This window comes from Thermotoga caldifontis AZM44c09 (assembly GCF_000828655.1).
Lineage (GTDB): Bacteria > Thermotogota > Thermotogae > Thermotogales > DSM-5069 > Pseudothermotoga_A > Pseudothermotoga_A caldifontis.
The window spans coordinates 1,756,276-1,770,172 of the sequence record NZ_AP014509.1 but is presented as its reverse complement, the minus strand read 5'-3'; the positions used below and the strand labels follow the sequence as shown (position 1 = coordinate 1,770,172).

The 13,897-nt window shown below is 52.4% G+C and carries 12 protein-coding genes; 5 read left to right on the top strand and 7 right to left on the bottom strand.

Going from position 1 to position 13,897, the window contains the following annotated elements; translation table 11 throughout:
- Nucleotides 1–8: 8 nt before the first annotated feature.
- From TSP01S_RS08775 to TSP01S_RS08760, 4 genes are all read left to right on the top strand, one after another.
- Entirely contained in the window at nt 9–698 is a 690-nt protein-coding gene (locus TSP01S_RS08775) for a hypothetical protein (RefSeq protein WP_041077823.1), read from the top strand.
- 83 nt (nt 699–781) lie between these two features.
- Nucleotides 782–2,401: a COG1470 family protein gene (locus TSP01S_RS08770; protein WP_052463577.1), complete on the top strand. Its 1,620-nt coding sequence runs from the start codon at nt 782–784 to the stop codon at nt 2,399–2,401.
- Entirely contained in the window at nt 2,398–3,555 is a 1,158-nt protein-coding gene (locus TSP01S_RS08765) for a type II secretion system protein GspD (protein WP_041077819.1), read from the top strand. Before TSP01S_RS08770 ends, TSP01S_RS08765 begins: the two co-directional genes overlap by 4 nt.
- A gap of 14 nt (nt 3,556–3,569) precedes the next feature.
- Nucleotides 3,570–4,724: a hypothetical protein gene (locus TSP01S_RS08760; protein ID WP_041077817.1), complete on the top strand. Its 1,155-nt coding sequence runs from the start codon at nt 3,570–3,572 to the stop codon at nt 4,722–4,724.
- Between the two features lie 70 nt (nt 4,725–4,794).
- On the opposite strand, the gene TSP01S_RS08755 is transcribed toward TSP01S_RS08760, so the two are convergent.
- The 7 genes from TSP01S_RS08755 to TSP01S_RS08725 are packed head-to-tail and all read right to left on the bottom strand — an operon-like array spanning nt 4,795 to nt 12,992.
- Nucleotides 4,795–5,886 (bottom strand): zinc-binding dehydrogenase, encoded by a 1,092-nt coding sequence (locus TSP01S_RS08755; protein ID WP_041077815.1) that lies wholly within the window; start codon nt 5,884–5,886, stop codon nt 4,795–4,797.
- On the bottom strand, nt 5,883–7,661 hold the full coding sequence (locus TSP01S_RS08750) for an FAD-binding protein (RefSeq protein WP_041077813.1): 1,779 nt from the start codon (nt 7,659–7,661) through the stop codon (nt 5,883–5,885). The genes TSP01S_RS08755 and TSP01S_RS08750 overlap by 4 nt, the downstream gene beginning before the upstream one ends.
- Entirely contained in the window at nt 7,658–8,818 is a 1,161-nt protein-coding gene (locus TSP01S_RS08745) for a 4Fe-4S binding protein (RefSeq protein WP_041077811.1), read from the bottom strand. Before TSP01S_RS08745 ends, TSP01S_RS08750 begins: the two co-directional genes overlap by 4 nt.
- Nucleotides 8,819–8,828: 10 nt before the next feature.
- Complete coding sequence (locus TSP01S_RS08740; protein ID WP_041077809.1) at nt 8,829–10,010, bottom strand: Gfo/Idh/MocA family protein; 1,182 nt, start codon at nt 10,008–10,010, stop codon at nt 8,829–8,831.
- Nucleotides 10,007–11,503 carry a tripartite tricarboxylate transporter permease gene (locus TSP01S_RS08735; protein ID WP_041077807.1) on the bottom strand — a complete coding sequence of 499 codons (1,497 nt, stop codon included), beginning with the start codon at nt 11,501–11,503 and terminating at the stop codon, nt 10,007–10,009. The genes TSP01S_RS08740 and TSP01S_RS08735 overlap by 4 nt, the downstream gene beginning before the upstream one ends.
- A 15-nt stretch (nt 11,504–11,518) precedes the next feature.
- Nucleotides 11,519–11,959, bottom strand: a complete 441-nt coding sequence (locus TSP01S_RS08730) for a tripartite tricarboxylate transporter TctB family protein (RefSeq protein WP_041077805.1) — start codon at nt 11,957–11,959, stop codon at nt 11,519–11,521.
- Nucleotides 11,960–12,005: 46 nt separating this feature from the next.
- Nucleotides 12,006–12,992 carry a Bug family tripartite tricarboxylate transporter substrate binding protein gene (locus TSP01S_RS08725; RefSeq protein WP_052463576.1) on the bottom strand — a complete coding sequence of 329 codons (987 nt, stop codon included), beginning with the start codon at nt 12,990–12,992 and terminating at the stop codon, nt 12,006–12,008.
- 101 nt (nt 12,993–13,093) lie between these two features.
- Between TSP01S_RS08725 and proC the strand changes: the two genes are divergently transcribed.
- Nucleotides 13,094–13,897: a pyrroline-5-carboxylate reductase gene (gene proC / locus TSP01S_RS08720; protein WP_231848632.1), complete on the top strand. Its 804-nt coding sequence runs from the start codon at nt 13,094–13,096 to the stop codon at nt 13,895–13,897.

Genomic DNA, 13,897 nt, shown 5'->3' with positions numbered 1-13,897 from the left:
GAAGGTTTATGAGGAAACTTACGTTGATACTCGTGGCCATGTTTGTAGCGTTCACAGTTTTCGCAATTGCTGCCGGTCAGCAATTGGAAGTATGGAAGTGGGTTGACGGAGAGTGGGTTTCGATCAGCGACGAACCTGAAGATGTTCAAGCCGACGCCTGGGCGTTCTCAGTCGGTGGAGCAAGTGGCGCGTGCAACAAGCGACAATGGCAAATCCAAGTTGGAGTCGACGTTTCGGTTGCTCAGTGGATCGATTTCAGTCTCACTGGAACCAAGTGGCTGTGGTACGTTAGGAAACCAGGCACGTATCTGACAGACTGCATCACAGCGACGATCGCGAGCAACGGTGAAGTTCTTGTTTCCTTCACTGGCCTCGCAAGCCCAACGTATCAAGGACCGTATTCGACAGTGAAAAACTACATCGACATGTGGTACGGTTTTGGCTCCGGCATCAACAACATCCAGTTCGCGGCAGCTTCCGACATAGCGAACGTGAGTTTCACAATACCAGACAGCAATGCGTTGCACTATGGTCTCCAAACGAAGCTGTGGAACAAGATATTTGTTGCGGAATGCAACTCTGCGTGCAACTACAGCACGAGCGGAACGATCGTTCTGACACTTCAGAGGATAAAACCCTGGATAGATCCGGATACTGGTTTCTTTAAGCCAGACTTCAACTACACGCAGTTACCATAGTAGGGAAAGAGTGATTCAGCAGCGACGGGGGGACAAACGTCCCCCCGTTTTTTCCAAGTCTGAGAGATCAGGGGTGAGTGAAGATGAGAAAGATAACGATTTTTGCTATGATTCTGGCATGCTTGATGGTCTTCTCGTTCAGCGTTCGCATCGATCCCGTTCTGGTGAGCAGAGCGGTCAAAGCGGGCGAAGGAACTTCCTTTTCAATATTCGTTGAGAACGCTGACGAATTCGAAGCCGTTGACTTTGAGGTTCTGGTGGCGGATGTCGTTCAAAGCAAAGACGGTGGCTACAACGTGGCACCTGCAGGTTCGACTAATTATTCTGCGGCGAAATGGGTCAAGGTAACGCCAACCAAATTCTCTGTGCCAGCCAAGAGTACTCGGAGGATTGATGTCGAAATAAGTGTTCCACGTGGAGTGAGCGGTGGAAGGTACGCATCTGTTGTGCTCAAGATCGTTACGGAGCGGGAGGAACCTTCCACCATGGAAGAAGCGATGGGTTTTGCCCTCATGCTGGACTATCAGATCGCCACCTTCGTCGAACTCAGCATCGATTCTGTCAGAGCGAGGCGGGAGCTGTACGTCACGGATCTTTCTCTCAAAAAGATAAGCGAAATACCGTCCCTGGCGTTGGTTCAGGAAACCATCGGTCCAAACGCCAACGTTTTCACTGCCACCGTTACGAACAGAGGGAACATACACGTGCAGGTTTCCGGCGAACTGACGATCAAGACCAGAGAAGGAAGGACGCTGGCAAAGTTTCCTTTGGGCAGTGGAACCATTCTCCCCGGGGCGGAGGTCGAGCTGAGGAGCATAACCGCCAGACAGTTTTCTCCAGGAAGTTACATCGCGAGGGCCATGGTCTATTACGGTGGCTACAGACCGGCCATTTTAGAGGCGGAACTGAACGTGGCGGAAGCTGAGGTCGGCACTCAGGTCCAGAAACAGACGGAGGCACCTCTGATCTTCGTGGAGCCCGGCAACGTCGAACTGAAATGTTTGCCGTCCGCTTTTCGCAGCACCACCGTTGAGATCTTCAACAGAGGAAAACAGACCGTGAACGTGTCAGGTGCCGTGTATCCTCTGGTCTACGATCTGACAGGCGAACTGGTTCCCATAGAGGTGAGAGGCCAGGCACCGGACTGGATCGAGGTCAGTCCGACTTCGTTTCAGCTTAAACCAAACCAGAGCAGAAAGGTGAGGATCAGTGCGAGACCTCCAGAGGGGATCAGGGGGGGTCAGTATTTCGATCTTCTGTTCGTTGCGACCGCGGAAGATCTGAAGGTCGAACAGGGTGCCAACCTGCTCGTGTTCGTTGGAAAGGACGAAGAAGTAGTTAAGAAGTCTTCGATGCAGATCGCGCGCATCCTTCCAACCGAGCAGGGCTTGGCCATCGACTTACTCGTTACCAACGAGGGAAACATTCACATTCTTCCTTCGATAACTGTCGGGCTGGAGAGGGTCGTCCCGCAGCGGGAGGAGAACGGGATCATATACCCTGAATCGACCGAGCGCGTTGTCAGCGCCTCGTACACCGAAGAAAACCCGATACTTCCAGGAACGCAGAGACTTTTCATGGTCGTTCTTGACGCCGATTTGAAGAGTGGCGAGTACGTGGTCACGGCGCGGCTGGAGGCAGAAGGTCTGGAGCCGATCGTCAACAAGCAGAGAATCAGAATAGAAAGGGGCGAGGAGAAATGAGAAGGAGGACAGTTTTTTCGCTGTTACTGCTCAGTACACTGTGTTTTCTTGAAGAGGAACCTTTAGTGACGAACATATTCCAGGACACGTACATCCTGGACGCCTTAGCGGACATCTCGGCACAGACCGGTGTACCAATCATTGCGGACAACACCGTGAGCGGTTTTGTGACCATAGAACTGCAGGATGTTCCGCTGGAACGGGCGCTGAAGATGATACTCATGCCCGGAGGATACACGTACGTGAAACTGGACGGTTTCTATTTCGTAGGTTCACCGGATCCGAACAATCCGGCCTTCAGACACATCGCCAGGACGAAGACGTTCAAACCGAAGTATCTGAGTGTGGATTCGATCAGGAATCTGATACCCAAGACGTTCGAACCGTTCTTGAAGTTCGATGCCGAAACGAACCAGATCACGATCACGGCACCGGAAGAGATCGTGAAAGAGTTTGAGAAGGTGCTCGATCAGATAGACGTCGCACCCAGTCAGGTGAAGATCAGCGTGTTAGTCACCGAGATATCAAAGGACAAACTTTCAGACCTCGGCCTGGAAGAAATCGGTTACAGCTTCGGTGCGAACCAGCAGTTCAACGAGAACTGGCAGGCGATAACGGGACTCGTTTCGGGTGTGCTCGCGATTCAAACGGACGTGTTTGGACAGATCGTCGCGAGGATAGCCGCCCTCGAAGAACAGCGTCAGGCGAAGATAAAGGCAGATCCCTGGATCATAGCGAAGGAGAACAAGCCGGCGAAACTGTTCGTCGGACAGCGAGAGATCATAATAGTTCAACCTGAAGGGGCCGCCGCGACGATACAGACCGTCGACGTGGGCGTAGGGCTGGACATAGTGGCGAGAGTCGTGGGCGATAACGAGATAGAGGTATCGCTCACACCGAGTGTGAGCTATTTTTCGAACGGTCGAACGACCAGAACGCTCTCGACGAAGAGGAACGAGATGTCAACCACGGTGATCATCAGAAGCGGTCAGACCGTGGTGGTGAGCGGTCTGACTGTCGAGAGCGATTCTCAGAGCAACTCTGGCCTGCCGTTGTTGTCGAGGATACCCTTGTTGAGGTATCTTTTCGGAACCAGATCGGAGTCGTCCTCGCAGCGAGAACTGGTCATATTCCTGAGCGTTGAGAAACTTTGAGAGGGGCATCCGTCATGAAAAAAATCGTTCTTCTGTTGTTGATGCTTTTTTCTGTTCTCGTCACGGCAGTGGAGATCGTCATCTACCAGTTCGAGATGGTTCAGCTGAACGAAGAGGCACTGACCAAGTTCAACCTGAAGGAGCTTACGGCCGAGTTTCCAAAGGATGGAAGCTTCTTCTCGTTCAGCTACCTTCCAAAAGAGATGCAGCTCAACGTTGCCCTGCCCTTTCTTCAGATGAGCTTCGAAGCAGGCCAGAAGGTAGAAAAAAGTAGATCGTCCACAAGGCCCTGGCTGTCCACGGTCCTGAACCAGAAGGCTTCGATAACGATAGCGAGCGAAGAACTCTCGTTGACGACAGGTGTTAGAACTGGAAAAGGATTGAAATTCGAACTCACTCCAACCCGGGTGCTGGACGATTCCGTCGTGACGAAGGTCTCGATCGCCGATCCTTACGGTCCAACACGGTTCGACAGCGAACTTGAAATAAGCAGGGATGATTTTTCTCTGATCGGTGTTGTCACGCTGAAAAGGGACGATGGGTTTCAGTACGTTGCGATATACGCCAGGGCGAGTGTCGCTTCAACCTTACCGAAGGAACCTTTGTACTCGTCGGGAAATCTGGACGAGATCACAAAGCTCTTCTTCGAAGAGAGCGAGAAACAGCCGAGCGAAGCCTACGCCGTTCTGATCTACGATGGGACCTTTAAAGGTCAGATCGATCTTGTCTTGTGGACAGAGCTCGGCATCGTGGTGAGCGCGAACGTCGAAATACCGTCGCTCAATTTCTCTGCCACCTTAGAGAAGCTGGTCGGCAGCGAAGGTTTGAGAGTGGGGGCGAGGATCAACCATGGTGAAGAAACGTACCTGTTGCTGGGCTTTTCGGACATTTCAAAGCTCACGAACTTTCTGTCGCTCTTCGCGAGCCTCTATCCGATAAAGATATCGCTGCAGAACGCGACGTTCAAATCCCCGGAGTGGTCCTTCGGGGCTGTTATTGGTTTCGACGAAGTCACGATAACGCTGGGACTCTTCAACGAGAATACGTTCGTCCTTTCGGGCGCGGTCAAGTTTAACTTCACAAAGAATTTCTTCGCACTGATGGGAGCCGCTTACGATCTTTCAACGAAGAGACCTTCATTCAGTATAGGTTTTGGGCTGAACTTTTAGCGTGTTACTTCACTCGCCCCTGTTTCAGGGTGGTTGCTATGTTGTCCGCGCGGTTCTCCGCGCGGTTTTTTCATTCAAAATGGATGACGGCCTTCAACGCTCTTCGCTCTTCAACGTATCTGAGAGCTTCGTTCACTTCTTCGAGTCTGAACCTGTGCGTGATGAGTTTTGAAAAAAGCGATTCGTGCGATGTAACCACGTTCACGGCTTGCACGAGATGTTTCGTATCGCTGACCCACACACCTCGGAGTGTGATGCCTTTGAGGACGAGATTCTCATAGACAGAGACCGGGATCGGATCCTGTGGAACCGCCACGCCCGCGATCAGATAAGTCCCGCCACGTCTGAGCAAATTGAACCCTTCCATCAACGCGCGGCTATCCCCGGCTGCCTCTATGACGACGTCCGCTCCCCGGTTGTGTGTGAGCTGGAGGATCTTCTTTCTCCTCTCTTCTTCTGAAAGTTCTCTTCTGTTGATCAAAACGTCGACGAAATCCTTCGCGACGCCCAGTCTTTCGGGAGAACCTCCTATGACCGCGACGATCGAAGCCCCCATGCTCTTCGCCGCCACGGCCGCGAAGATCCCCAGAGGTCCAATTCCCTGTATCACCACGCTCTTTCCAGCGAGCGGTTCTGAGAGAGAATCGAGTGCGTTCATGGCCGTTGCACCAGAGCAGGAGGCGATCACGACGGAGGCTGGATCGACGTTCTCCGGAATTTTCAGCACTTCCACTTCGGGGAGCAGAACAACGGCTTCAGCGTAGCAACCGAGCAGGTGAGGATAGTCTTTGCACGACATGTTTATACCGTAGACTTTCCTGTTCGGACACAGGTGTGGCTGTTTTGCGACGGTGCACCAGTAACACTTCCTGCACACGATGCCCCTGTTCCAGATGATGCGATCGTTGGGTTTGATGGGTTCACCGTTCAGATCTTTCTTTTCACCTGCGACTTCTATCACTTCTCCCACACCTTCATGACCGAGGATGATCGGAACCGGTGTTCTCGGATCTTCTCCCTTCGCGATGTGAACGTCGCTCCCGCAAACCCCGCTGGCGAGCATTCTCACGAGCACACTGCCTTCTGGGAGTTCGCCAACCTCGAACTCTTTCATTCTAAGAGGTTCGTTGAATTTCTCGAGGACCATCGCCCTGAACCTCATCTTTCTTCCTCCCTGGGCCTGACAGGTTCCCTGATTTCGTAGTGCAATCGTCCATCCACGAGGCGGAGGACGATGTATCTGTTCCATTCATCTTTCTTCGGCACGAACTTCATCGTAGGTGGATCGAAAATTTCGAATTTCAAATGCGGACCCCTGCTCTCGTTTCGAATCAGTTCCGCCGTGAGGATAGCCCTGGCGACTGTGAGCATGTTCCTCGTCTCGAGGAGAAACGTGAGACCTTTCTCGTCCTTCGCGATACCCTTCGCTTCGAGCCTTTCGAGCTCGTCGAGTGCCTTTCTGAGTTCGTCGTCGAACCGCACAAGAAAACCATGCCTGGAGACGAGTTCTACGATCCTGCTTCGCGCCTCCGTCGCCGGAATCTCCCCAGTGAGTTTTTCTTCCTCCACTGGAAGGTCAACGATGTGTGCGTTCTGGGCTTCTGACGCCGCATTTTCACCCGCGATTTTTCCAAACACCTGCGTGTCGAGGAGCGAGTTTCCCCCGGGTCTGTTCGCCCCATGTTGGCCCCCCGCACATTCACCGGCCGCGTAGAGCCCCTTCAGCGACGTCTGGGCGCGCTCGTTGATCTTGACACCACCCTGGAAATGCTGGAGTGCATTCTGCACTTCCAGCGGTTCTTTCGACAGATCGATGTGTCTTTCTCTGAGCCATTCGACAACCGATGGATTTATCTTCAACAGCCTTTCGTACGGTGTTGGCAGAGAGAAGAGTCTGGTGTCCACCTTCTCGCTCCATTTGAGTATCTCTTCCGGTACAGACTCAGGGCAAAAGTAGGAAGGATTCTTTGTGAAGTCGAGAAACACCCTGTGTCCCTTCTCAAGGTGTGCGTAAACGGCGAGGTCTATGACCTTCGTTGGCGATTCGTAAGAAACGGGCCAGTGCGCACCTTTTTTGAACTGAAGTTCCGTGAGGCGGCTCACGTCGTCTGAACTGAGGTATTTCATCAGGAACTCTTCGCCGTTTTCGTCCACGACGCGTGGCAGGCTTCTGAACATGCTACCGGAGCTTGCGAAGAGGATGTGCGGATGGCAGATGCCTATCTGCATGAATTCGAGATTGACAAGCTCCGCACCGGCTCTGAGCGCTGCCGCATAACCGTCTCCCGTCATTTCCGAAGGAAAGACATTTCTTTTGAAGAGTCTTCCAGCACCGCCCGTTGCCAGTACGAAAGCCTTGGCAAACACGCAGAATGGTTCGTCTGTCGTCGTATCGACAAATTTCGCCGCAACGACTCTCTTCTCTTTCACGATGAAATCGTACAGCATCGCGTTTTCGTGAAGGTCTACGTCCAAACTTTTGAACCTTCTCAGAAGGGCTCTGTGTATCTCCACGGCCGTTTCAGGCCCCACGTAGCACGCGCGAGGATAGATGGAACCGTCCGTGAGGAACTGATCTATTTTTCCATCTTTCGTCCTCGCGAACGGAACGTTCAAACTCAACAGGTATTCCAGCGCGTCAGCGCTCTCTTTCGCGAGGATTTCTGCAAGATTGTAGTCTGAAACTTCACCGCCTATCCTGTAGATGTCCATCGCGTGGTGGCGCCAGTTGTCTTTTTCGGGTAACGTGTAAGGCAAGGTCGCATGGAACGCCATTCTGTCTGAACATGCGATCGCGGTGGTGCCTCCAACTCCGAGCGGCTTTTTGCTCAGAAGCATCACCCTGAGAGAAGGAATTTTCTCCTTCGCAGCGATCGCTGCACGAAGCCCCGCTCCCCCACCGCCTATGACCGCGACGTCTGTGAAAAGTTTTTTCATGGCTCTTTCCCCCTTGGTACGAGACTGATCGCCTTCGTTGGGCAGAGCTTCACACAGAGTCCGCAACCATCGCAGGCTTCTGAGATCACGTACGTTTTCTGTGTCTTGTAAGGTGCATCGTAGATGCACACTCTTCTGCACACGTCGCACATGTTGCACAGGTCCGGATCGATCCTCGCAACGTAGATGTGTCTTCGATCTATCTGTTCGTTGTTGAGGATCTTCGGGCCACTGACCTTACCCCTGAACTGATCCAGGGACGTGTAGGATTTTCTCTCCATGAACTGTTTGAGTTCTTTCAGAAGCATCTCTATCGCTTCGTAACCGAGCAGATAGATGAGGCTGCACACTTCAACCACGTCCGCACCCGCGTAGATGAACTTCGCCACGTCGATGCCACTTCCCACACCACCAGACGCCGCGATGGAGATGTTCAAATGTGGGCTGCTCGCTGCGATCCATCTCAGCACGGCGTTGAAGGACCACGGTCCTCCGTGTCCGGCGTAGCCACCGTGCATGATGGGTCTTTCGTTTTCCACATCGATGTCCAGACCCGTGAGGCGGTTGAACATCACCACGCCGTTGACACCGATCCGTTCCAACATCGAAGCCATTGAGATTGGAGAGGACAATTGCATGGGAAGTTTCACGATGATCGGTATCTTGACCGTGTCTCGAACAAGACGAGCCACGTTCAGAATCTTTTCTTCCACATCCCCGCCTCTGAAGGATATCGAGCCGTGCGGACACGAAACGTTCAGCTCCAACGCTGGGGCACCGGCTTCCTCTGCCATCCTTGCATATCTCTTCCAGCCTTCTTCGCTGATGCAATTTATGCTGGGAATGACGGGGATCGAGAGGCTGTTCACGGCCCTTCGAATTTCTTCGAAGTACTGGTGCTCATCGAAACCACTCGCTTGTTCGAAGGAATAGAACGTGTGAGATCTGAGTTTGCCCATCCTTCGTTCGATGATCTCGAATCTCGGTGTCGGAGAAATCCTGCAGACTTCTTCCTCGAACAGGGACTTCACAACGACACACGCGGCTCCATGTTCCTCCGCCTTCTTCATGTTCTTGAGATTTTCGGTCAAACCCGACGAAGCCACAACGATGGGATTCTTCAGTTTCAGACCAACGTATTCGCAAGAGAGATCCATCCGTATCACCTCACAGAAGCTCGATCCGTTCGCCCTTCTGGGCCGACAGGTACGCTGCGTAGATGACCTTCACCGTTTCTTTTGCGAGCTCGAAGTCGGACTCAGGTTCCTTGCCCTCCAGCAAGCATTTCGCGAAGTCTCTCATTTCCTGAGGATAACCCCTCACCCAGTCTTCGTCTGGGGATGGGAAGGACCAACCCGCCTTGGTCTCTATCTTCTCAGCGATGTATTCGTCTTTCCAGGTGTCTGGATTCGGTGTGTAGGCGAGCATCATATTGTTCGGAGTCATGTTGCAGTAGATCATGCCATTCGTGGTGTTTATCTGGAGCAGATTCTTCACGCCTCCCAGGCTTATGTCGTTCGAGATCACGATCGCTTTGGAACCGTCTTCGAAAGTCAGGATCGCACAGGACCAATCTTCCACGTCGTACCAGTCCGTCACCATGCTCGGCTTGCCGAAACGTTTGACAGGTTCGAGTTTGGTCAAACTTGCAGTTTCTGCGAAGACGGACTTGACACGGATGGGTTTTCCGTAGAAAAGCTTACCTTCAAAGTGTTTCATGTGTATGACCGCGCCGATCGGGTGTGAACCCATGCGCAAAAGACTTCCGCCACCCGCGGTACGCCACCGTCTCGAGTAGGTCGCATGCGAACCAGAGTGGCTCTCCTCGGCCCTCAATTCCAGGATCGGAGCTTTCGATGCGGCGATGAGCCTTTTGGCTTTCGTGACGGCCGGGGCGTAAACGAAATTTTCTGCGTACATGAACTTCACGCCACTCGATCTCACAGCTTCGTCTATCTTCGCAAGCTTTTCCAGAACTTTCCTGTACATGTGTTCCTTGTCTATATCACCGACGCGATCGATCTCTGGTCTGTCTTCACCGAAATAACCCGTCAGGGGTTTTTCACAGATGATGTGTTTCTTGTTCTCACACGCCGTCAAAATCACGCTCTCGTGAACATTGGTGGGGACGCACACGTCTACAACATCGATGTCTCTGCAGGCTGCAAGCTGTTCGAAGTTGTCGAAGACTCTTTCTATACCGTACTGTCGAGCCAGCCTTTCTGCGTTCTCTCTGTGTGCGGCACAAACACCAACCACTTCGAAGAATTCCCTGTTTTCCCTGTAAGCGGCAATGTGAATGTGAGACACGAAACCGGCTCCAACGATCCCAACCCTGATCTTGTTCATGCTCTTCCACCCCTTCTCTTAGGTAAGTATTTTGAGAGAACCACCAGGGTGATCGCAATGATCAATGCGAGCGAAATCGGCCGTGTGAAGAAGGATGATACGTTACCGTTGGTCAACATGAGTGCCCTTCTGATGTTCGTGTCTGCCATCGGCCCCAGGATGAAACCGAGCACGAATGGGGCGGCAGGAAAATCGTTGAGTCTCATGAAGTAACCGAGCAGTCCGAAGAGGAGCATGACCCAAACGTCGAACAGCCTGCCGTTCAAAACGTACGTTCCAACCACGCAGAGCACGAAAATGATGGGCATCAGAATCTCTGTGGGAACCAGAAGGATTTTCAAAAAAAGCCTCGTGACGATCAAACCGAAAAGCACCATCAAGATTGTGGCGATCGTGAAAGCAGCCGCGACGTAACCTATCATCTCGGGGTGTTCTATGGAAAGCAGAGGTCCGGCCTTTATACCGTGTATCCACATCGCGGCCAGCAGCACCGCGGCAGGAGCGCTACCGGGTACTGCCAGTGTGAGCACAGGTATGATGGCACCAGCAACGCAAGCGTTGTTCGCGGTTTCAGCGGCAGTGAGTCCCTCGATCGAACCTTGACCGAACTTTTCAGGTTCTTTGCTCATACGTTTTGCCGCGTCGTACGCCACCCATGCGGCCACATCTTCACCAACGCCCGGTATCACGCCTATGAAGACACCGATCAACCCAGATCTCACCAGGTTCAGAGCGTTCTTCTTTATCGTCTGAAGATAGGAAAGCTTCTTTCCTCTCGTCGAGAAATCAAGTACCACTTCGGCTTTCGTAACACGCTTCAAACTCGTCAGAATCTCGGGTATTCCATAGACGCCCACCAGCACAGGCAAGAGCGAAATACCACCGTAGAGCTGTATGTTCCCAAAGGTGTACCTCGGGAAAGAAACGATCTCATCCAGACCGATCATCGCGATCATGAGGCCAAGGAATCCGGCGATCCATCCCTTTAGAGGATCTTTTGGAGCGGTCAAACTCCCCGCTATGATGGTGCCAAAGATGGCGAGGAGTGCAAATTCCCATGAACCAAACCTCAACGCAACGGCTCCGAGAGCTGGCGCCAGAGAAACGATGAAGATTGCTCCCATGATGGATCCTATGCCGCTCATTATCGTGGCAACGTTCAGTGCGAAACCTGCCATACCGGAGCGCGCCAGGGGAAAACCATCCACCGTGGTTGCGGCGTTCGCCGGAGTACCTGGTATGTTCAGCACGATCGCCGTTCTGCTACCACCGTAGATAGCACCCACGTAAACACACAAGAGCATAGGTATCGCTATGTCAGGTGGAAAACCGAACGTCAGAGTAGTCAATATTGCCACACCTAGTGTTGCTGTCAGACCGGGAAGGATCCCAACCACAATACCGAGCAAGGTGGACCAGGAAAGATGAAACAAGAACACCGGATTGGTCAAAATTGAACCCATAGATTGAAAAAAGACCTTCAGTGTGGTCATCTTTCGATACTCCTTTCATGGGAGCGGAAGCAGAAAGACTCTGGAAAAAAGATAGTATATGCCCAGCGTCGTACCGACCGAGGTTAATGCGATGAGGACGAACCTTTTTCTGAGAAAGACCATCGAAGTTGCGCTCAAGAAAACTGAGGTCAGGATGAGGAAGTTGATCTTTCCAAGGAGAAAAACGTAGACGAGGAACATGACGGATGCGAGGATGAGCTTTCTGTTCTCTTTACGACGAATCTCGTCAGGAACAGAGCGAGTATCCGAGGTCGACTCATGTTTTCTCACGAGCATTATGAAACACAGAAGGATGACCATTATCGAAAAGAACGCCGGGACTATTCCCGGTGCTCCGTACTTACCGTACTCTGTCACCCTTGGCATCCTCAACGCACCGACGAGGAAGAAGATCCCAAGAGACATGAACAGCAGGGCGGATATCCGGTCCCTCATAGCTCAATCCCCCAAAAGAGGTGCCCGCGCGTGCGGGCACCCAAATTCACTGACCGATCCTTGGAATGTTGAACTGTTCAGGTGAAACCGTTGCGATCCCACGATCGTACAGCAACCAGGTTACCCTTCTTGCAACTTGTTCCACGATGTTCTCCGCCTCTTCACCGTAGTAACAAACTGGCTTGAGACCTTGCTTGATGGCCCACTCTTTGAATGCATCCGAATTGACTGCCTTTTCGAAGACTTCGCCGACGGTTTTTAAAACCTCAGCGGGTACGTCTTTCGGGATGATCAAGCCGAAATGGAAGCGCACGTCTGGAAAATCTGGATACCACTGTCTGATGGATGGAATCTCGCCGTAACCTTGTAAATTGATGGGTTCTGCCGCCAGCGTGCAGAGGATTCTCAGTCTTCCTGCCCTTGCCATATCGGCTACTTCGTGAATGAACTGCATGTTTCCGACCACTTCGCCCGTCACGACGGCGGTCGTGGCTGGTGCTCCGCCCGCGTACGGGACGTGTTTGTACTTCACGTTGAAGTATTCCGCGAATATTTCGAGCGCCACGTGACCACCGCTACCAGTGCCTGCCGAAGACAGCGGTATCTCAGGGTTTTCTTTCATCGCGTTCACGAGATCCACTATCGTCCGATAGGGTGAGTTCGGATTCACAACTACCACGTTGGGAGCCTCGGCGCACAGAAAGTATGTCCAGTCTCTGTGTGTGATGTTCATGTACCCCAGCACAGCGTACTTGGTGATGTCCAGCGTTGCGTTTGCCGTCCAGGTGTAACCATCGTGTGGTGCCTGCCAGGCGTTGAGGGTTCCAATCGAGCCAGCTCCGCCCGGCGTGTTGACGATGATGAACTTTCTGCCGAGCAACGGTTCCATCTGGGCTGTGATCATCCTGGTAACTTGATCGGTCGAGCCACCAGCAGCCCACGGAACGATCACGGTTATGGATTTTGCGGGTTTCCATTCTGCGAACGCGAGAATGACTGAAAACAGTACAAGAACTGCAAGAAACTTTTTCATGCTCATCCCTCCTTCTAAGGTATTCTGCCAACATTGTACATCAAACTTTGCTGCTGTTCAATGTGATAAACTTTCAGGAAAAAGGAGGTGGAACGTTGAAGGTGGGTGTGGTGGGAGTTGGAAACATCGGTGGAATCATCGCAAACAGGTTGGTCGAATCGAAGCTTTTTCAACCAAAGGAGGTGTTTCTGAGCAACAGATCGACAGAAAAGCTCAAACCTTTCATCGAAAGGGGTTATGCCATAACGGGTACGGGAGAAATCTCCAAACTGTGTGACATCATTTTCCTGTGCGTCAAACCTCAAGACAGCGAACGGATGTTCGAAGAGCTTGGCCCAGCGGAAGACAGGATCTTGATCAGCACGATGACCGCCGTGAGCATCGACAGGATCGAGAGAAAGACACGCGCGAAGAGGATCGTCAGAATCATGCCGAACGTTCCCGCGATGATTGGAGAAGGTCTGGTTGGTGCGTGCAGATCTTCGCACGTCGACGATGAAACGTGGCAGACATGTCTGCGAGTTCTTTCATGTCTGGGAACCGTGGTCGAGGTGAAAGAAGAGCAAATGGAGGCAGTGACGGCACTCAGCGGAAGCGCACCTGCGTTCTTTTTTGTCATCCTTGAGGCGTTGATAGATGCGGGCATAAGGATGGGACTTTCGTACGAGAAATCGCGCCTGATGGTTTTAGAAACGATGGCTGGTTCTGCGAAGTTGCTTTTGAAGCTCGAGAACCATCCAGGCGAGTTCAGGCACGTGGTCACATCCCCTGCGGGCACGACGATCGAAGGCATTTACAGGATGGAAAGAGAAGGTGTCAGGGGTGCCCTCATGAAAACGATCCACGAAACTTACTTGAGAGCGTTACAATTGAAGAATGAACTCAACGATCAGCTCGGAGGGTGA